The organism is Actinomadura kijaniata NBRC 14229, from assembly GCF_001552175.1.
Taxonomy (GTDB): domain Bacteria; phylum Actinomycetota; class Actinomycetes; order Streptosporangiales; family Streptosporangiaceae; genus Spirillospora; species Spirillospora kijaniata.
This window is the reverse complement of the sequence record NZ_BCQR01000140.1, coordinates 13,825-33,592: the sequence shown is the minus strand read 5'-3', so window position 1 is coordinate 33,592 and position 19,768 is coordinate 13,825. Positions and strand designations below refer to the sequence as shown.

The 19,768-nt window shown below is 68.1% G+C and carries 12 protein-coding genes, 2 tRNA genes and 1 pseudogene; 4 read left to right on the top strand and 11 right to left on the bottom strand.

The window, feature by feature from the left end:
- The coding region (locus tag AKI01S_RS35320; protein ID WP_218009935.1) for a glycerate kinase at positions 1–938 on the top strand (938 nt) is incomplete at its 5' end.
- 22 nt (positions 939–960) lie between these two features.
- Here AKI01S_RS35320 and AKI01S_RS35315 read toward each other — a convergent pair.
- The gene (locus AKI01S_RS35315; protein ID WP_084000570.1) at positions 961–1,401 is read right to left on the bottom strand and encodes a spore germination protein GerW family protein; all 441 of its coding nucleotides are present in this window, start codon (positions 1,399–1,401) and stop codon (positions 961–963) included.
- Positions 1,402–1,489: 88 nt separating this feature from the next.
- Here AKI01S_RS35315 and AKI01S_RS35310 point away from each other — a divergent pair, with 88 nt between their 5' ends.
- Positions 1,490–2,173 carry an HAD family hydrolase gene (locus tag AKI01S_RS35310; protein ID WP_245681913.1) on the top strand — a complete coding sequence of 228 codons (684 nt, stop codon included), beginning with the start codon at positions 1,490–1,492 and terminating at the stop codon, positions 2,171–2,173.
- Here AKI01S_RS35310 and AKI01S_RS52980 read toward each other — a convergent pair.
- Positions 2,139–2,912: a hypothetical protein gene (locus AKI01S_RS52980; protein WP_067827878.1), complete on the bottom strand. Its 774-nt coding sequence runs from the start codon at positions 2,910–2,912 to the stop codon at positions 2,139–2,141. The genes AKI01S_RS35310 and AKI01S_RS52980 overlap by 35 nt on opposite strands.
- A 78-nt stretch (positions 2,913–2,990) precedes the next feature.
- On the opposite strand from AKI01S_RS52980, the gene AKI01S_RS35300 reads away from it, so the two are divergent.
- Positions 2,991–3,491: a hypothetical protein gene (locus AKI01S_RS35300; RefSeq protein ID WP_067827874.1), complete on the top strand. Its 501-nt coding sequence runs from the start codon at positions 2,991–2,993 to the stop codon at positions 3,489–3,491.
- Here AKI01S_RS35300 and AKI01S_RS35295 read toward each other — a convergent pair.
- The 4 genes from AKI01S_RS35295 to AKI01S_RS35280 form a co-directional block, all read right to left on the bottom strand.
- A complete protein-coding gene (locus AKI01S_RS35295; RefSeq protein ID WP_067827871.1) occupies positions 3,488–4,522 on the bottom strand; it encodes an NAD(P)-dependent alcohol dehydrogenase in 1,035 nt (344 codons plus the stop codon). The genes AKI01S_RS35300 and AKI01S_RS35295 overlap by 4 nt on opposite strands.
- Positions 4,523–4,532: 10 nt before the next feature.
- Positions 4,533–5,285, bottom strand: a complete 753-nt coding sequence (locus AKI01S_RS35290) for an SDR family NAD(P)-dependent oxidoreductase (protein WP_067827868.1) — start codon at positions 5,283–5,285, stop codon at positions 4,533–4,535.
- Positions 5,282–5,881, bottom strand: a complete 600-nt coding sequence (locus AKI01S_RS35285; RefSeq protein ID WP_067827865.1) for a TetR/AcrR family transcriptional regulator — start codon at positions 5,879–5,881, stop codon at positions 5,282–5,284. Before AKI01S_RS35285 ends, AKI01S_RS35290 begins: the two co-directional genes overlap by 4 nt.
- Positions 5,882–6,146: 265 nt before the next feature.
- Positions 6,147–6,223: transfer RNA gene (locus AKI01S_RS35280), tRNA-Pro, on the bottom strand.
- A gap of 170 nt (positions 6,224–6,393) precedes the next feature.
- Here AKI01S_RS35280 and AKI01S_RS35275 point away from each other — a divergent pair.
- A tRNA-Gly gene (locus tag AKI01S_RS35275) sits at positions 6,394–6,467 on the top strand.
- Between the two features lie 334 nt (positions 6,468–6,801).
- Here the strand turns inward: AKI01S_RS35275 and AKI01S_RS35270 are convergent.
- The 5 genes and pseudogenes from AKI01S_RS35270 to AKI01S_RS35255 form a co-directional block, all read right to left on the bottom strand.
- Complete coding sequence (locus AKI01S_RS35270) at positions 6,802–7,152, bottom strand: transposase (protein WP_218009934.1); 351 nt, start codon at positions 7,150–7,152, stop codon at positions 6,802–6,804.
- 62 nt (positions 7,153–7,214) lie between these two features.
- Positions 7,215–7,289 (bottom strand): annotated as a pseudogene (locus tag AKI01S_RS54740) (HNH endonuclease); the annotation flags it as partial.
- A gap of 397 nt (positions 7,290–7,686) precedes the next feature.
- The gene (locus tag AKI01S_RS35265; RefSeq protein WP_157420385.1) at positions 7,687–7,905 is read right to left on the bottom strand and encodes a hypothetical protein; all 219 of its coding nucleotides are present in this window, start codon (positions 7,903–7,905) and stop codon (positions 7,687–7,689) included.
- Between the two features lie 39 nt (positions 7,906–7,944).
- Positions 7,945–15,225 carry an RHS repeat-associated core domain-containing protein gene (locus tag AKI01S_RS54420; RefSeq protein ID WP_157420384.1) on the bottom strand — a complete coding sequence of 2,427 codons (7,281 nt, stop codon included), beginning with the start codon at positions 15,223–15,225 and terminating at the stop codon, positions 7,945–7,947.
- On the bottom strand, positions 15,207–19,163 hold the full coding sequence (locus AKI01S_RS35255; protein WP_157420383.1) for an RICIN domain-containing protein: 3,957 nt from the start codon (positions 19,161–19,163) through the stop codon (positions 15,207–15,209). Before AKI01S_RS35255 ends, AKI01S_RS54420 begins: the two co-directional genes overlap by 19 nt.
- Positions 19,164–19,768 lie beyond the last annotated feature (605 nt).

Genomic DNA, 19,768 nt, shown 5'->3' with positions numbered 1-19,768 from the left:
GCGTGGTGCCGGTGGAGAGCGTGGACGCGCTCGGCCGCCCCGCCACCGCCCGGTACGGGCTGCTCGACGACGGGACGGCGGTCGTGGAGGCGGCCGAGGCGGTCGGGCTGGCCGCGCTCGCCGCCGCCGAACGCGACGTGATGCGCGCCTCCAGCGCGGGCCTGGCCGCCCCGGTCCTGGCCGCCGCCCGCGCGGGCGCGCGCCGGGTGGTGGTCTTCCTCGGCGGGACCGCGACCATGGACGGCGGAACGGGCCTGCTCGCCGCGCTCGGAGCCGGGATCCGCGCGGCGGACGGGCGTTCCCTCGACGGCGGCGGCGCGGACCTGGCGCACGTCGCGTCGGTCGACCTCGCCCCCGCGCGGGAACGCCTCGCCGGGATCGACCTGACCGTCGCCGCCGACGTGACGAGCCCGCTGTACGGACCGGCGGGCGCGGCGCGCGTCTACGGGCCGCAGAAGGGCGCGGACCCGGAGGCGGTCGAGACGCTGGACGACGGGCTGCGGCGGCTGGGGCCGCTGCTGGGCGTCGCGGACGCCGCCGGGGGCGGGGCCGCCGGCGGGCTGGGCGCGGCGCTGCTGGCGCTCGGCGCGCGGATGGTGCCGGGCGCCTCGCTGATCGGTGACCTGACGCGGTTCGGGGACCGCCTGGCCGGGGCGGACCTGTGCCTGACGGCCGAGGGCAAGGTCGACGCCAGCACCGACACCGGCAAGACGGTGCGCGCGGTGGTGGACGCGTGCGCCGGGGCGAGGGTGCCGTGCGTGGTGCTCGGCGGCACCCTCACCCCGGACGCGCACCGTCTCTACGACCGCGGCGCGACGGCGGTGCTGCCGATCGGGCCGGGGCCGCGTTCCCTGGACGAGGCGCTGGCGACGGCGGCCGACGACCTGACGGCCGCGGCCCTCGCGGTCTGCCGGCTGGCCGCCCTGCGCCCCGGCTGAGCGCGGACCGACCGAACGGGGCTCAGCGGCGGCGGTTCAGCAGCCGCCGGACGACCAGGGGGCCGACGGTGCCGAGCAGCACGAACAGCCCCGGCACCAGCACGTCGGTCACCGGGTCGCGCACCGGCCGGAACGTCGCCTGCCCGTCCTTGATCTCGATGTAGCCGACCGGGGTGGCCGAGACGCCGCCGCCCCCGCCGCCGCCCGAGCTCTCCTCGTCGTCACGGCCCTCCCCGCCGCGGCGGCGGCCCTGTCCCGCGCCGACGCCGAAGCCGTAGCCGACCCGGGCGACGGGGATCACGGTCACGCCGCCGTACTCGACCGGGTCCCCGTACACCGCCTTCGCGGTGGCGCGCCCGCCCAGGCGTTCGGCGATCTGTTCCACCAGGTGGGAGGCCGGGCCCGCCACGGCGCGCTCGACCTGCTCGCGAACCTCCGCGTCCCGGACCTCTGGGGTGGTCATGTCGTCTCCCTCCATCGGGCCGCCCATGCCTTACTGCCACAATCGCACTCATCGACCGCTGGGGCACCCGTCGGAAGGAACGCGGCCGTTGTCGGACCCGGGAGCAGTTCGAAGCGCGGTGCTGTTCGACCTGGACGACACCCTGTTCGACCACGGCGGGGCGGCGGCGGAGGCGGTCGCGCGCGCCCTGCCGGGGGCCGATCCGGCGCGGTGGGCACGGCTCACGCGGCAGACGATGGACCGTTACCTGGCGGGTGAGCTGACGTTCGCCGAGCAGCGGCGGGTGCGGGTGCGGGCGTTCGCGCGGGAGTCGGGGCTCGGCGAGTGGGACGACGCGCGGGCCGGCGCGTGGTTCGCCGAGTACCTGGCGCGCTACGAGGCGGCGTGGCGGCTGTTCCCGGACGTGGGCCCGGCGCTGGCGGCGCTGCGGCGGGCCGGGACTCGGCTGGGCGTGGTGACCAACGGCGACCCCGCGCAGCAGCGCGCCAAGCTGGAGCGGCTCGGGCTGGACGCGGCGCTGTCGTGCGTGGTGATCTCGGGCGAGGTCGGCGCCGCCAAGCCGGACCCGGAGATCTTCCGGATCGCGTGCGCGCGGCTGGGGCTGCCGCCGGAGCGGGTCACCCACGTGGGCGACCGGCTGGACGTGGACGCCCTGGCCGCGGAGTCCGCCGGGCTGCGCGGGGTGTGGCTGGACCGTTCCGGGCGGGCGGCCCCGCCGGGGCTGACCGTCGAGCGGATCACCTCGCTGCGCGCCTGTCGAGGTGGTCGATGAGGGCCCACTCCCTGCCCAGGAGGCGGGCGCGCTCGTGTTCGTCCAGGTCCGCCAGGGGGTCGGGCAGGGCCTCGGTCAGCGGGACGCGGACCATCGTGCCGGAGTAGACGCGGCAGTTGGAGCACCAGTACAGGCCGATGCAGCGCTCTCCGCCGCGTTCGGTGCGGTAGGTGTGCGCGCGTACGGGGAGATGGCAGGCCGCGCACCGCCACCCGTCCGGGGTCTGCTCCTCCCAGGTGCCCCAGGAGAGCTTGCGCCAGCGCCACCGCTCCCCCTCGAACGCGGGCAGCGGCCCGTCGCACACGGCACAGAAGTAGTGGTGGTCCTTGACGATGTTGAGCTGCCCGCACGCCCCGCACCGCCGGAAGACGTACGCGGCGGTGAACCCGCCGGGGTGCGCCAGCCCGGCGGCGTCCAGGGCCGCGGCGACGGCCGCCCACGAGTCGGGGTCGGGGCAGTAGCCGGTGGACTGGTTGGTGACCTCGACGGCCGCGCCGTCCGCGAACGCGATCTCCCCCGCCGCCAGGACCGGCGCGCCGCCCGCGCACGCCACGTGCTCGCTGCGGCGCGGAGCGAGCAGCAGCGTCCCGTCCAGGGCGACGACGTAGGTGAACGGCTCGTCGGCGTCCCGGTCCTCCAGCCAGCGGCGCAGGTCGCCCGGCGAGGCGACCGCGAAGCCCGTCGCCGCGCCGACGTCCCGGCGCAGCTCGGCGGGGCCCACGTAGGGATAGCGGCGCATGGCCTCCACCGTAGGGCCCTTGCCCTCCGACAAGGGACGCGTAAAGTCCGAGTCAGGACTGCGGAGGGAGGAGCGCCCGTGCTGCGCGCGTTCTGCTTCGACACTCTCGGCGTGACCGTCGAGGACCTCTACCTGCGCGACCCCGACCCCGAACGCGGCGGCGACGAACGCGGCGTCCGCGTCGAGCTCCGGCTGCTGGAGCCGCAGCCCTGGCACGGTTCCCCGAACGCCGCCCAGCGCGTCGTGCTCGACCGGGCGGTGTGGCGCGCCGACTTCCTGGAGTCGGTCGCGGGCGGGCCCGGCACCAAGGACCGCATGCACCACCACCCCGGGATGAGCGACAGCGAGCCGGGCGGCCGGGTGTTCGACGAGACGCTCACCCGCGACCCGATGGGCTGGCTGCGCGCCATGCTCGACGACGTGACCCCGCTGCTGGAGGCCGCCAAGGTCGACGGCGTGGAGCGGCACCGCGCCTCCGCCGGGGCCCTGCGCGACGCCCTGCACGAGGTGGTCGGGGTGGTGGCGACCACGCTCGGCGAGGTCCGCGCGGGCACCCTGGCGACCACGCCGACCCGTTAGCGGCCGGGCAGGATGACGGCGCGGCCGTTGACCTGACCCGCGTGCAGGCGTTCGTACGCCGTGGGCGCGTCGTCGATGCCGTAGGTCTCGACATGCACGTCGACCGCCCCGGCGCGCGCCAGGTCCAGCACCTCGATCAGCTCGGCGCGGCTGCCCCAGTACGGCACCCGCACCGCCGCGTCGTAGGCGATGCCGCCGAACCCGAACCGCGCGACCCCGCCGCCGATCCCGACGAGCGCGACCTCCGCCTCGACCCCCGCGACGGCCGTCGCCAGCGCCACGGTCGGCGGGGCGCCCACGAAGTCGAACACCGCCTGCGCGCCGAGCCCGCCGGTCAGCTCGCGGACCGTGGCGGCGGCGTCGGCGTCCGACAGGACGGTCTCGTGCGCGCCGACCTTCCGGGCCAGCTCCAGCTTGGCCTCGGTCACGTCCAGCGCGATCACGCGCGCCGGGCTGAGCGCCCGCAGCAGCTGGATCGCGACATGGCCGAGCCCGCCGGTGCCGATCACCACGGCGGCGCTGCCCGGCACCAGCACCGGCAGCGCCCGCTTGATCGCGTGGTACGGGGTGAGGCCCGCGTCCGTCAGCGGCACGCTGGTCACCGGGTCCAGGTCGCCGAGCGGCACCAGGTGCCGGGGGTCGTCGACCAGCAGGTACTCGGCGATCGCGCCGGGCGCCCCCAGCCCCGGCGGGTGGACGCCCAGCGCCGCGGCGCGCGGGCAGTAGTTCTCCTCTCCCCGGGCGCACCGGGCGCAGGTCCCGCAGCCCCACGGCCCGTACACCGCGACCGGCTCGCCGACCTCCAGCCCGGTGACGCCGTCGCCGAGCGCCGCGACCGTGCCCGCGCCCTCGTGGCCGAGGGTCAGCGGCAGCGGGAACGGCACCCGCGGCCAGCCCATCACCGCGATGTCGGAGTGGCAGACGCCCGCCGCGGTCACCTTCAGCAGCACCTGTCCCGGGCCGGGCTCCGGCTCGGGGATCTCCACGACCTCGGGAGCGGCCCCGATCCGTCGATACTGAACGGCCTTCATCGTCCCCTCCTCAGCGCGCCGCGTATCCGCCGTCGACCAGGTGGTAGCCGCCCTGCACGAACGACGCCCGGTCCGACAGCAGGAACGCCGTCATCTCCGCGACCTCCTCGGCCCGGCCGAGACGCCCCTGCGGGTGCAGCGACACCAGCATCCTGCGCGCGGCGGCGTCGGCCCCGTTCAGCAGCGGGGTGTCGACGAAGCCGGGGCCGACCGCGTTGACCCTGATGTTCCGCCCGGCGTACTCCAGCGCCGCGCTCTTGGTGAGGCCGACGACGCCGTGCTTGGCGGCCACGTAGGCCGACGCGCCGGGGAAGCCGTTGGTCCCGAGGATCGACGCCATGTTCACGATCGCGCCGCCGCCGTTCTCCAGCATCGCGGGGATCTCGTAGCGCAGCGTGTGGAAGACGCCGGTGAGGTTGATGTCCACGACCCGCCGCCACACCTCCGGGTCCAGCTCGCCGACCGGCGTGGGCGGGACGCTGATCCCGGCGTTGTTGACCGCCAGGTGCAGCCCGCCGAAGGTCTCCACGGTGAACCGCACGGCGTTCGCCACCGACGGGGCGTCGGCGACGTCCAGCGCCACGGCGGCGGCCTTCGCGCCGTCGCACTCCAGCGCGTTGACGGCCCGCAGCGCCCCCTCCTGGTCGCGGTCGGCGACCACGACGACCGCTCCCCCGGCCGCCAGCCGCCGCGCGACGGCCAGCCCGATCCCGGAGGCACCCCCGGTGACCAGCGCGACCCTTCCCCCGAACTCCTCGTTCACGACCGTTCCCCTCCGGGCGCGCACGCGCCCAGCAGTGCCTCGAAGGCGCGCTCGACGGCGCCGGGCAGATCGACCGTCCCGGGCGCGTTCCACCAGGCCCGGGCCCCGGTCCGGAACGCCCCCGCCGCCGCGGCCGCCAGAACGGCCGCGCGGACGTCGTCCGCACCGGTCCGCACCGCGAACACGCGCGCGGTCTCGTCCTCGGCCTCCACGCTGACCTGCCGGTAGACGGCCAGCACCGCGGGCTCCTCGCGGGCGATCCGGAACAGGTCCGGCGCCCCCTCCCGGCGGTGCCAGGCGTCGGGCTCGGCGAGCCAGGCCAGCACGGCGCCGCGGTAGGCGGCCAGCGGGGGTTCGTCCGCGGGCCGGTCCGCCAGCGCCTCGTTGATCCGCGCGAAGTCCACCCGCAGCGGCTCGACGAGCGCGTCCTCCTTACCCGTGAAGTGGCGCGAGAACGTCCGCCGCGACACGTCGACCCGGTCGGCGATCTCCTGCACGGTGACCGCGGCGAACCCGCGTTCCCGCACCAGGTCCAGCGCCGCCTCGGCGAGCGTCCGCCGGGTCCGGTTCACCTTGCGTTCTCGACGTCCCTCCACACCCCCACGCTACCGCCGGAATGTCCCATCGGGACAAAAGTCCCATCAAGACATGTACAAGGAGTGCCCTGGCCGCCGCCCGTGGACGCACCCTCATCGGCGAAGCACAGAACGGCGATGGCACGCCAGCCATCCCCGGCGAAATACTCCGCTGACCCTCGGTCAGCTCTTCGAGACGCGCGTTGACGACGCGCTCATCCGGATCGCCCCCGCACCAAGTAGTCGGCACGGCGTCCCGTCCCGCCCGTTCCGGGCGGGACCTCACTGGTCGGGCTGGCGGGATTTGAACCCACGACCCCCGGCACCCAAAGCCGGTGCGCTACCAAACTGCGCTACAGCCCGCTCACCGCACGCGTCCGCGCCACGGTGACCCGCCGAAGTCTAGTGCCGATCAGCCGCGAACGCCTCGTCCAACCCGGCATTCCCTCGTCCCGGCCCAGAAGAACACAACCACCCGCGAAAGCCTGTACGCTACGGGATGACGATCGCCGGGCCCTCCCGGACCGATCGACGCGGGCGTAGCTCAATGGTAGAGCCCCAGTCTTCCAAACTGGCTACGCGGGTTCGATTCCCGTCGCCCGCTCCACCACTTCCCCAGGTCAGAGCCCTGATCATCTCCGGATGATCAGGGCTCAAGATTTTTTATCACTGGTTCTATCACTGTGACCGTGCGTGATCTTGGCGGATTCCGGCCACCTGACCAGCACCTCAGCGGACCGGCGCGGCGCCGATTGGACATGGCCGCGACATGACCGTTACCGGGCGACGCCCGGCGGGACGCCCCCACGAAGCCGGGGTGATCCCGCCGGGCAACACCTGGTCTCCCTACGTGGTCCGATCAGACGACGAGCGCGGCCTTTCCTCCCCCAGAACCGCTAGGAGCGCGGCGGTGGGAACCCAGTATGCAGCGCCCACCCGGATCAGGCGGCAAGGGAAGCGACCTTCCTTAGCCAGGACGCGCCGTCACGGTGCTGCCCGGCCACGATTAGCCGTTCCACCACCTGGCGCAGCTGGGCGGCGGTGACGGCAAGGACGTCGGCGCCTGGCTCCAGCCGGACCGCATCCAGCAACGCCGCCCAAGACGTCGGTCCGCTCTCCAGCGCCGCCACAAACGAGCAGGGCCAGCCCGGCACCATCTGGTGCCGCCCCTCACCGCAGTCGAAGGTGTGGCAGAACGACCGGTCGGCGCAGGTGGCGACGTCGGGGCGCAGCCAGGGTGAGACATCGACGGCCAGCACCAAGCGGCCGTCGAAGGCCCGCGGCAACGGCAACAAAGACTAAGATAGTTCGACGGAGGCGCTTTCGACGCGACTCGCTCAGGCTTCGAACTATTGCACCTTGTGCAAATGGGCGTCAGATTTTCGTCAGCCAGATCTCCATCTTTGGTTCGTGCGTGAACATGGTCCACCGCTTGTGCTGGTCCAACTAGACAGTAGGAATAGAGGGCGTCACCCTCCTTCCCTTCAGGGGAATAACTCCGATCTCAAATTCATGCAGCTTTGAGCCAGGGACCCTTTTCCCCTTGCCTCCCCCGCCCGCAGAATTGCTCCACCACGACCTCGGCCCGTGCATCCTGGATGTGATGCACGGGCCGTTGTGGTTCAGCGAGCCGCTCAGACTTCCGGGTCAGCCTCGTCCGGGCCGCATGGGAGCCTTTCAGTGGGGGGCGAACCAACACCACATGACTATGCAACGACAGCGATCTTCGACGCGCAGGGCCGCGCCAAACACACCACCCGCCACTTCGTCTGGCTACCCTGCCGAACTGAGGGCCCGCCACCCCATAAAGTAATGCGGCTAAAAGCTTACCGTTTTTCAATCATTCCAATTACGAAGGGAAGTTCCCGCAGGCGCTTTGCCTGGCTCTCGCTCTCCTCCTCAGAAGCCATTTCCTCAAGGAGTTCAATGAACTCCTGGCGATCCACTCCTTCCAGTTGAAGGAGATAGTGACTCATGTTCTCCAGACAGCGGGCCGCAGCAAACGGCTCCACCTGATCCTCATCGGACTCCTCCAAAAACGCCATGGCCTCCAGGAGGGCACGAACCAGAGGTCTAGAGTCCATCTACTCGACCTGCCTCACTATGATAGTCGACACACCTGCAGCCTTCAGAACCCTATTCGCCATATCGAACTTTTCTTGATCTGGCACCTCCCAAACGGCCTGGAGGCCATTATATGCCGCCGTCGCAGCTTGGCGGCGCGCCAGGTCATACATCTTCTCAGTAAATCTAAAACCAAACTTTCTATCAATGATCTCATTTCCGTCAACGCCATCAAATTTCGCCGTTACCATAGTGCCGTCAATGGCAGGCATGGACAGTTGAGGAGCAAGAGCCCTTCTAGTCGCCAGGTCTGAGCGCCCTCCGGCGACACCCGATTGGAACTCGTAAAACTGTTCACCCATACCCCGCTTACCTTTACTCAGATCGCCGCCCTCAGTAACCCAGGTCGCAATCTTCTCGGCATCTGGTTTATCTCCGCAGTTGTGAACAAGTACTGCAACTGCGCCTGCGACCACATAGTAGGTGTGATCTGTGTCGACGGTGAGGTTGTGGACTCGCTGGTGTCGGGTCCAAGTCTTCGTTGAGGTGATCTGAACGCGGGTTCCGGCACTGGTGCGCAGCCACATGCCAGGCTTGAGTTGCCCAGCCTCCACCCATTGATCGATCTCAGGGACCCAGAAGGGGTGGTCTTCGGTGGCGATCAAAGTGGCAGTTTTGATCCCCTTAGCGCCATCGACGTCGATGGCAAGCCGCACCAGGTTTTTTACCCCAGTACTAGCGAAGGTGGACAGGACCGTTTGCGGGCGAGTTTTGCCAGTGCTCGGATCGGTAGCTCGAACCTTGTCGCCAACCTGGAGTTTGTCGATGGGCTTGTGAGAGCCGTCGTCTAGCAGCACCGATGTGCCGGGTGCGAAGCTCTTGGGTGCGCACGTGGAGCCGCTGTTGGTCTTTTTGGTCAGAGAGACCTTATTGGATCCAGTTCCAGATTTACTACCAGCCCCTTTGCCACCGATCTTGGAGGCGATTTTGGGGACGACACGCCTGAACAGGGCGCTGGCCGCCTTAGTAGCCAGGCCGCCACCGACATGGTTGATGCTCTCGGTGATGGCACCCTTGGCTGCGGCTGTGAGGAAACTCGTGGCTGACCATTGATCGCGGGGGGTGTTTTGGGCATGGCTGACGATGCCGTAGACCGCGCCTGCGGCGGCGGCGCAGCCGACGCCGCCCACGCCGGTCCAGCCGATGGCAACGCCGCATCCGACACCGACGGCAGTCGCGGCGATGGTGGCGCTGTGCTTCTTGACAAAGCCGCCGGCGGCATCGGCAACCTTGCTGAACTTGCACTTCCAGCTGGTGCACGGTGGCGGAGCGGGCGGGGAAATCTGCGGCACGCCGGCGGGTCCGCCACCGCCAGTGGACCGAGGCCCCTGTGAGGTAGAGCCGCCCCCGCCGGTACCGCCCCTCGGGTTGGTCTTGTTGTAGCTGGGGGGGTCAAAGCATTCGCGGCCGCCGCCGGGAAGGTAACGGCAGATGTTACCGTCGGGATCGCTGTTGTCGATGGGATTATTGTTGGCGTAGTTGTAGCCGTTCCAGCTGCCGGAGTCCTGGGCGTTGAACTGCGGATCGATGCTGATGAAGCGGCCAAGAGCTGGGTCATACTCACGGGCACCGAGGTGAGTCAGGCCGGTGGAGGTGTCCTTGGTGCCGCCGACGTAGCCCTTGTCGAAAGGTGTGGGCCAGGTGCCGAGAGGGCTGGTGCGTTCAGTGCCGAAGGGGCCGTAGCCGCGGGTGCTCCAGCTGGACTGGTCCAGGGCGTTGATGGTGGTGGTGGCGCTGCCCTGGTAGTCGGGAACCAGAAACTGGACGGTGGAGTTGGACAGGCCAGTGCGGTAGGCGACGGTTTGGCCGCCGTGGGTGTAGTACCGCATGACGCTGACGGCACCGCTAGGTGTAACCCGCACTTCTTGACCGGGCAGATACAGGGTGGTGCCGGTGGTGTCCTTGCGGATCAGGCGGCTGCCACCAGTGTCGTAGATGAAGCTGGCAAGCTCTTTGCCACTGGTGTCGGTGATCTTGGACAGGTGACCTTCGGCGTCCCAGATCAGTTTCTGGCCGGGACGGGTGGTGGTGTTACCGACCTCATCGTAGGTGTACAGGTCGGTGCGACTGTTGGCGCCTTGGGTTTCGGTGACGCTACGCAAAGCGTGCGGACTTTGGGTGCCGCTGTTGCCTAGGGCGGCGGGGTAGGAATAGGTGCGGGTTTTGTCGGCGGTGGGGCCGCCGGTGAAGGCGTGCTGGGTTTCTTTGGTGCGGTTGCCAGCTTTGTCTCCATGGTTGCCACTGGCGTCGTAGTCGTAGCTGGTCCAGTACGGGGAAGGACCGCCGACGGTGGAGGGGGTGGGAATGACGTTCTTGCAGTCTTGTTGGGTGGTGCTCCAGGCCTGGGTAAGGCGCTGGGCGTAGTCGTAGTTGAAGCACTGCCGGTCGGCGGCGCGGCCAGTGACGTTGGTGAGGATCGAGGTGATCGATCCGGCATCGTTGTAGTCGTACTTGGCTTCGACATCGTAGGTGGCGGTCGAAGTCTGGCGTTTGACGGTGGCACGGGTCACCCGCTGGGTGACCTCGTCGCGGTCGAAGGTCTGCCAGATGAACTTGTCCGATGCTGCCGCCAGGGACAGCTGGGTGACATCCCCATGGGAGTTGTAGGTGGTGTCGGCGACATAGGTCGCCAGGCCGGTGTTCCACTCGGGGAGGCCGTCGGCATCGTAGTAGGTGGTGACCTGTTCTTCGGGCAGGCCGTTGGTGCCGCCGATGGCCGGGAAGGTGACCGAACGCGGGGTGCCGTCGAAGTTGTAACTCTGTTTAGTGGTGTAGGTACCCTTCAGGGCGCCCTGGGAGTCGGGAATGGTGATGGTCGAGCCGGTGGGGCGGCCCATGGCGTCATAGCCGAGGACGGCTGAGATGTACTTGTCGCTGCCGACGTGGCGGGTGGTGGTGGCGGGCATGCCCTTGGCCCACGGCAGGGTGTCGTAGGTGTAGGAGGCCAGCAGGGTGGTGCCGTTCTTAACCTCCAACGGGCGACCAAGGTTGTCGTAGCTGCTCGTCAGGGTGGTGCCGCGGGCGTCGGTGGCGGTCTTGACCTGGTCGAAGTGGTCATAAGTGAGGGTGCTGGCGCCCTTGTCAGGGTCGGTGGTGGTGGCCACTCGTCCCCGGGCGTCGTAGGTGGTCTTCCAGGTATTGCCAGCGGCGTCGTGGATCTGGGAGAGGCGTCCGGCAGCGTCGTAGGTGTAAGTGGAGGCGGTGTACGGCCCGTTCAGATCGGCGGTCTTATAGCGGCGGACCTCAGCGAGGCGGCCCAGAGCGTCGGTAATGCTCATCGACGGCATGGCACCCTCGGGCGGGATGACCACGGTCTGCTCGCCCTTGTACTGGTTGGCGGTGGTCCATTTCCTGGTGGACTTGCTGTACAGGGTGCTGGTGAGCAGACGGCCGAGCCCATCGTAGGTGCTGAGCGTCTGGGAGGGGATCTGGTTGTCGTCGGCGCTGGTCAGCACGCCATCGGGGGCACCGGCCATCAAGTAGGGGGCGTTGGCCTTGTAGACCAGGCCGCGCGAGTCGTACTTGGTGTCGGAGACCATGCGGCCGCCGCCGTGGGCTTCGGCCTGGCTCTGGCGGGGACGCAGCAGCCCGTCCAGCAACTCCACCGCAGTGTCGTAGGTGACCGGATCGGTCCTACGCAACGTCTTGGTGGTGATCGACACCGGGTTCCCGTCGGTGGGGAAGGCGTAGGTGTAAATCGTCGAGGGCCGGTCAGGATTGTTCTTGCGCAGGTTGTTGGGCATCCACGCCTTGATCAGGCGGCCCAGCCCGTCGTATTCGGCCTCGGCAATGCGGCTATTTTGGTCAACGACCTTGATAGGGGTGCCGCGAGCCGGATGGTAGTCGGTGGTGGTGGTGAACCCGGCTGGGGTCGCGCCGCCGACGCTGACCGGCGGGGTGGTGACGCTGGTGGATTTCAGCCAGCCCTCGGGTGCGTCGGTGTAGACCGTTTTTGTGACGCGGTCGTCGGTGGTGGTGGCCGGGTCGCCAACGTGGGTGGTGGTGAGGACACGGCCGTAGGCGTCGTGGGTGTTGTGCACCGAGGTGACCATGGTGGAGCGGCCGTCGGACACTCCGGTGGTGGTCTCGATCTTGCGGTCTTCGCCCTTGGTCGGGTGGCCGCCGTAGGTGGTGTCGTCGTAGATGGTCTTGACGTCGGAGATCATGTCTCCGGCAGCCAGGTTGGGTTCGCTGCTGGCGGCGTTGTCGCAGTCGACCGCCACCTGAAGGTCGCGGATCGGCAGCGTCCTGATGACGATCTTCCCGGCGGGCGGTGCGCCGCTGGGGTAGACAGTGCGGGCGCAGGTGTCGTCGGCGGCGGTGGCCGGGTCGCCTTCGTTGTCGACGGCGATGGTGCGGCCGAGGGAGTCGTAGTCGAAGTAGGTCTCGGTGTACTGGTCGTTACCGTCGGCCTTCCGATTACGGATCTTGGTCCATTCGGGCTGCGACCAGCCGGCGTGCACGGTGATGTCATCGCCGGAAAAGGTGTCCTTGAAGGTGCGGGTGGCGGTCTTGACCCATTTGGGTTTGGACACTGAGGCCGACACCTCGTTGGCGTCGGCGAAGGCGCTGTCGAAGGCGCGGATCTCGATGACCGCACCAGCCAGGGCGTTGATGTCGGGGATGCCGCCGAGCAGGTTCTTGGAATCGGTGATGGTGACGTTGGCTGGTGTGGCGCCCTTGCCCTGGTAGTTGCCGTCCATGCCGCGGGCGTAGGTGGTCTCGGTGCGGGTCTGCTTTTCGCCGTTCTGGCCGTCGCCGGCGATGGTGCGGACCTTGGCATAGCCACGCCACTGCGACCAGTGCCGCCACTTGTCTTTGGTCAGGCCGTCGTCCTCGGCGTACCGCCAGGCGGCGCCGCCGACGTATTGGTAGTCGGTGACCTTGTCGCGGGACTGGCCGGTGCCGTCGGCCTCGGTGATCTGGTCGACGACGTACTTGTGGTACCAGTCATCGATGATCTTGCCTTCGGGGTTCTGCCATTTGACCGGGAAGCAGCGTTTGGTGTTGCTCTTGGGGTCGGGCATGTTGCCCGCGTCGTAGACGCATTCGCCTGCGGGGGCGGGTGTGACATAGGGGTCGGAGTAGCGGACGGTGGTGGTCGATCCGGTTCCATTGTTGACGCCGACCAGGCGGGGCCGGTCGTAACCGGGTAGGGCGTCGATGCCGGTGCCGCCGCGGTTGGTGACCACGCGGTTGGGCATCAGCTGACCGGTGAGGGTGACGCGGGGCGCCTTGGTCTCGGTGCCGTACTTGCCGGTCTGGTCGATGGTGTTTAGCCACAGCACACCGTTCTGGTAGGTCTGGCCGAACTCGAACTCATCGACCGGGCTGTAGGTGCCGGCCGTCTTGTCGGTGAGGATCTCGGTGGTGATCTTCGTCAGGCGCTGGCGGTCGAAGAACGTCGGGGAGGCCTTGCGCAGCCCGCAGGTCTTGTCGTCCTCGCAGACCTGGTCGTCAGGGAAGTCGGTGCGGGCGGCCATATCGAACCGCACCCGCGCTGGGGCGGGGGTGGCGTAGGTCGAGCCTTGGCGTTGGCCGTAGTCGATGCGCTTGAGGTAGCCGCCGGAGGTGTACTTGGTGCCGCCGGTGAACTGCTCGACGCGGGTGTAGTTGTTGGTCTCGGTGCCGTAGTAGTAGGTGATGGTGTTCTGGTGCGGGTCGATGACGTGGTCGAGGTTCCATCGCCACGCCTGGTAGCACCAGGCGTCCTTGAAGGCGTCCTTGTGGCAGGGTTCGCTGTTGTCGTCGCCGAACACCGGGACGGTCCAGGCCGAGTTGGTCTCGGTCTTGCCGGTCGACCAGTCGTCGGGGCGGTCCTTGCCGAAGATGTACTGAACGCCTTCCATGGTGGTGACGCGCCACCACTCGCCGTTGTCGTCGCCGTTGTTGGCGCCGGTCAGGCGTTCGATCTTCCAGCCGTTGTCGTTACGAGGCTTCCAGGAGTTGGAGTCAGCGTCATACAGCAGTTCGGTGGAGTGCCCGTTGAGTGACAGCACGGCGTTGTCGCGGCCCCAACACAGATCGCCTGAGACCTGGCCGTCGTCCATGCACGCCTTGTACTTGCGCTCGATCGATCCGGGCCAGAAGGAGAACCCGTCACCGATCCAGGAGGCTTGGGAGTTGTCGGCGGCGGTCTTGCCGTCCACCGCCCCCGAACTGTAGGACAATGCCACTGACGGCACCAGGTCGCCGGGCACCGGCGGAACCCGTACCGGGTAGGACCAGGTGAACTCGCCAGTGTTGGAGCCGGCGTTCCAACTGGAGGCAGGCGTCAGGTTGGTGGCCGACCAGTCGCCGCCGGGGCCCGACGGTCCGGCCTCGGCGGCCAGCACCATCGCTCCCGCCGCGGCAGCCGAGAGTGCAGTCTGCCGCTGGGCGGTACCTTGCTGAGAGGCGGCGGCTGGTACGTCCACATCGGCCGTCAGCGTCTCGGTCTTGGGGTTGTTGGCGGTGGGCAGCGGGGTGCCCTTTTGGCATTCGGGCTTGGCCGGGGTGGTCAGCACACATGCCGGCAGTTGGACCAGGCGCAACCGTGAGGCCCAGTCGCCGCCGTGCGCGGTCTTGAAGCTTCCGTAGTTCACCCCGACCTTGGTACGGCCCGATGTGGGTGCCGACAGGGTGAGCATGAGGCCGTCAGTACCGGCGGTCTTGGCCGTCTTGAGATCGAGGATCTGTACCTGTACCTGCGGCGGCACAGCCTCGGCTGCGGCTCGGACCGTGGTCTGCTTGCGCGGGGTGGGGGCGGTCAGCCAGACCGGCAGCGTCCCTGCCTGCACCCATGATGCGGTCGGAGACTGGGCGGACACGCGGCGCTGGGTCTCCGTACCCGGTGCCCGAACCTTCGACAGGTCGACGGTCTGCCGACCCGCCTTGGGCCACACGGGCGTGGGCCGCTTTCGGCTGACCGGGGTGCCCGCCTGGCCAGGCAGCTTCAACGCGCGGGCTTTGACAGTGCGGCCCTTGACCATGGGTGTCTTCTGAGTGCTGGGGCGGCGCTTTTTGCCCTCCTCCGACAGCTTGGGACGCAGCGCGGCGGCGGCCTCCCCGGCGGTGCCGGCGAGCAGCGTCAACGACGCCGCCACCGCGATCAGCATCATCAGCCAGCGGGCCCTGCCGAGCCTGCTCACCACACCCGTCACTGCCGTCTCACTCTCACCCGTACGTCGCGTATCGCTGTCGTCGAATCCGGATCGATCAGATGCGCCCGTCAGGCCAGCGCCTAGGCCGAGCACCGCCATGCCTGCTCGGGCAGGCAGCCCAGCTTCCATGTCTGGTGCGGCGGCGGCGGGTTGGAATCGGTTGGGTTGTTTTGCACCACCGACGCGCCGTCGCCGATGGCGGCCTCCTTCACCTCGGCAACCAACCCGAGATGCTTGGAGAACAATCGGTACCCTTGGGCACCGTCGCTACCGACCGCTGAGACCTTCCACGCCTGTCGGTCGACATCGATGGAGCATGGCTGCTGCAGCAAGGGCATGCCCTTGGCCTTGGCGGGATCAGATTCGGCAGCGACAGCCAGACAAAGCTGGCTGCTGGAGTTGACCAGGGTGTAGTAACCGTCGCCGCGGTAGTTGAAGGTCCAGTCCTGCCGCGGGGTGTCATCGCACTCAGACTGCACCATCGTGGCCTTGCTGGGGTCGGGCCCCTCGGCGGGCTGCAGGCATCGGTCGCTGCCGGCACCGCGCAACCGGTAGGTCACCGTGTGCAGCTCATGGCGCTTCCGGTCGGTGATCTGCCAGACCTGCTCGTTGCTCAACGGGTTCGCGCACGTCCACTGGTGCACGTTGGACCCGGCGTCAGCGGGCGGATCTGCCACCGCCAGGCACTTGCCGCTGAGCTTGGAAACTAGCCAGAAGCCGATGGACTTCCGGTCGGCCCGCCATCGCTGGCCGTCGCTGCCGTCGCAGTCGCGTTGGCGTACGTTGCGTCCATCGGCGGTGCCCGAGCCGTCGCTGGCGTCCACGTCCAGGCATCTGCCGCTGTTGGGGTTGGTCAGGGTGTAGTACCCGTTACTGTCGACCTTGGTGAATTTCCAGTTCTGGGCGGGGCCTGCGTTACAGGTGCCCTGAGCAACGTTGGCCCCGCTCGTGGTGGCGGCCCCGGTAACCTCCAGGCAATGCCCGGAGCCAGCGTTCACCAGTCGCAGCGTCGACCCGTCGAACTCCGCATGGCGCACCGACTCTCCGTAGATCACTTTCAGGACGGTCTCATCGGGGCGAGCCAGCGGCCACAGCTGGGAGTCGTCGATCAAGCCGTTCCAGTACGCGGCCTTGCCGGTGCCCAGGGTGGTCGCGCCGAACATCAACGATCCGGTACCGCCAGCAGGTGTCCATGTGACCTTGGTGTACGCCAGTTCGGGATCCATGACCGGCGTTGAGCCCTCGCATTCCCCGGGCGGCAGGTCGGGGGAGCATTCCTCTTGCCCACTCGCCTGGGTGCGCAGCCATATTTCTCCCGTCAAGGGGTCGTAGCCGCCCATCAGCGACACCCAGTGCGCGCTCCACGGCTGGCCATCTCCGGCCTGGGCCATTTCGCGCTTGACCTGGCCCGGGATCGTTCCGTCGGCCTTGCGCAGCCGCATCGTCCAGCGACGATCCAGCCAGCCCAGTTCGAACACGCTGCCGTCGGCTGCTGCCTGGCTGATGGCTACCTGGTCGCGGTCGACCGCGGCCAGTTTGACCCAGGTGGAGAACATGAAGCGCTTGCTGGTGTCGACCAGCGGCAGCGTCTGTCCACCGTCCAGCAGCGGTTTGACCTCGCCGAACTGGGAGGTTCCGTTCAGCCGCACCGCACGGTCCAACTCATGGCCTTGGTTGCCGGGCTGCCCCAGCATCGCTCCGCCCGTGAACACTACGTCGGCTGCGGGGCGGGCGGCACCGCTGTCGCCCACGGCCTTGGCCCGGTCGCCGGAGGTCTCGTCCATCGCCCAGCCCGCATCCCGCGGTGGCTGTTCGACCCCGAACTCGTATTTCTTGGTCGGACTCATGTTCCCGGCCCGATCGAAGGCGGTTACCTCCACCCACTGCCAGCCGAACTTCTTGGGTGTCCAGGGCACTTGGAGCGAGGTCCCGGCGGTGACGGGTGTCTTTTTCTCGGTGCCGTCAGAGAACCGGTAGTGGTACATCACGACGTCGCCCGAACCCGACGCCCCGAGGGTGAAGATCCCGGTGGCGTATTTGCGGGCGGCCGCGTCGTATCCGCCCCACTGTCCCTCGGTGTAGCCGGTGGCCGACACCGTCGGCTGGTTGGGCCGTTTGGTGTCCACCGTGTATTCGCACCATGACGACCAGGCGCCGGACAGCCCGGTGTCGTCTTGGCCTCGCACCCGCCACATCCAGCCGGTGCCGCCGTCGGTGGTCGAGGCGGTGTCGACCGGTGCCGTTACCGCGGCATGCACGTATCCGTCTGTGTGTGCTTTCTGGTAGGTGGTGTACTTGTCGACGGCCTCGGCGGGTTTGCCCAGCGGCGCGACCTCGTAGTGCGCGCGCAGGGTCTGTCCCAGGGCGCCACCGGCCGCGTCGCCGTCGTAGTCGGTGATCTTGGCGTTGAGTGTGCGGTCCTTCGACCAGCCCACCACTGGCCGGTTGGTGCCGGTCACGCACTTGTACTTGGTGGTGCCGCCGCTGAGCATGTGCACGTCGGCGGGGGGCATCGGGTACCGGGAGAACTTCACGACCATGCGCGGGTCGACGTCCAGCACCTTCCAGGTGTGGGTGTCGTCGTAGTCCTTGTCGGGGAAGAGCCCGATGGTGAAGAAGTCCCACCTGTGGTCGGTCGCCCACTGCATCAACCGGGTCAGATGACCGTCGATGAACTTCACGTCGTTGCTGCTGCCGTCGTTGCCGCATTCGGGACGCCCCACCTTCACCGAGGCGGTCGACAGCCAGTTGGTGTCCCAGCCCGCCCCCTCGGGGATGAACGCGCTGGGCGCAGAGTTCCAAGTGGTCGTCGAGTAGATGTGGCCGACGTTGAACAGCCGCACGTCGCGTGCCGTACATGACCAGGCATGCAGGGTGTCGAAGGTGATGAACACGTCGTTGACCTTCACCTTGACGTTACCGGACCACTCGTGCAGTTTCGAGGCGTCCATGCGGATGTAGGAGCGTTTGTCGGTGTTGTCCTCGACTTCCCGGCCGGTCGGCAACCGGTCGGGTTTCCAGTACGACTCGTTGGGCCATTGCTTGTCGACATAGGCCCACCCCGCGCCTTGCGAGCCGCCGTCGCCATCGGGTTCACGTTCGGCGTTCCAGGTCTGCCAGGAGGGGTCCAGCACGATCGGCAACCGAGCCGTAGGCGAGGTCAGCAGCTCCCGCTTGGGGATCAGCGCCAGCTTTCCCTCGGTAATTTCCACCTGCATCGCCTCGACCTGGGCCTTGGGGGCGGGGCCTGCCGCGATCTCTTCGGGGGCGGTGCGCGTCGTCTGCGCCGCTCCCCCGTCCCACATCAGTGGCGCGGGGGCGGTGAACACCTCCTTGCCGGTGGAGTCGACGGCCGCCACGCGGTTGTCCGAGCGTTCCTGCAGCCGCAAGCCGGAAGTCCGCACCCCAAATTCAATCTTGGCCAGTGCCGGGTTCTGCGCCGCCGCGGCCGTCCGGATGACGATGTAGTGGCTCCAGCCCGTGGGCGTCGACTTCACCACCACGTCGATCCCGGCGCCTCCGGCATCGACATAGGTCGCGGCCGGGCCGTCCAGTACCGGCGCTGGCAACTTCCCGCCCGGCCAGGTCAGCGTCAAGCTCTTGCCATCCCTGACCATCGCAGCCAGCACATCATCGCCGCCGGCGCCAAAGGAGACCCCGTTGACCGACATCCGCGAGGCGACCTGGCCGCCCTGGCGCTCCAGCGTCAGATCGGCGTCGCGGAAGACACCGTCCCGCTTGACTCTCACCGGCACCGGTGACAGCTCGGCCTGGAACTGGCCGTCCGGAGCCGCGCTGATCTTGGTGGTCTCCGTGGTGCGTCCGGCCACCTCCACCAGCTGCCCCGTTTGCCTAGCCTCAGCCAGGGCTGCGGTCTCCGGTGAGGGGGCCGTCTGCGTCCGCACCGGCGGCACACCCGTCGACGGCGATGCCAAGGCCGGAGGGGCCGCCAGAACCGAGAGGGTCAGGCAGGTTGTCAGAACCAATCCCATGCCACGCTGACGCGCACGTTCACCACAATGCATCGCCAGCGTCAAGCTGGACCGATACATATACCGCCAAGCGGGCATAGGGCACCCCAAGCACGTAAAGCGACCATAAAGCCGCCTCAACGTAGCGTGATCAGTCGGCGAAGTTGAAGATCCCCTCAACCGGCAGAAAAGTGATCTAGATCACTCGATCTTCTTGCGCTCCATGGCACCCACTGGCGCGTCTCTTCTCTCTTCACTCCCCATCCGACCTGAGACTGGAAGTCTCCTGAAAGAAGGCTGGATTGAACCTCAGGATTAGCCGAGTGGGGATGGCTACCAAGCGTCACAACGTCTGCACTCAGCGAACGCCGTCATCACCAAAAGAAGACGCTGCGTGCTCGCGAAAAATTCGCCAAACCCACATCGAACGAAACTCAACACAAAAAGGGTCTGCCGACCAAGCTTCCAGTCGGCAGACCCTTTAACATTTACATGAAATTCTCTGTCAAGGACGGCCTTGGGAACAACTTACATACCCGCAGCGCAACCAAAATGTCTCCGCTAAGCAGTACGCAAACCACCTTAGGGAGTTATCGAAATAGGCAAAGCCCGAGGGGACCGAGATCCACCCCTCAGCTCGCAAGAGTGGCGCCGCCCTGCCCTTGCGACCG

What these genes read in the sequence shown, in the direction of transcription:
- AKI01S_RS35315 (WP_084000570.1), bottom strand. Translation starts at nt 1,401, where the DNA reads ATGACCACCCCAGAGGTCCGGGACGCGGAGGTTCGCGAGCAGGTCGAG.
- AKI01S_RS52980 (WP_067827878.1), bottom strand. Translation starts at nt 2,912, where the DNA reads ATGCGCCGCTATCCCTACGTGGGCCCCGCCGAGCTGCGCCGGGACGTC.
- AKI01S_RS35295 (WP_067827871.1), bottom strand. Translation starts at nt 4,522, where the DNA reads ATGAAGGCCGTTCAGTATCGACGGATCGGGGCCGCTCCCGAGGTCGTG.
- AKI01S_RS35265 (WP_157420385.1), bottom strand. Translation starts at nt 7,905, where the DNA reads ATGGCGTTTTTGGAGGAGTCCGATGAGGATCAGGTGGAGCCGTTTGCT.
- AKI01S_RS54420 (WP_157420384.1), bottom strand. Translation starts at nt 15,225, where the DNA reads ATGGCGGTGCTCGGCCTAGGCGCTGGCCTGACGGGCGCATCTGATCGA.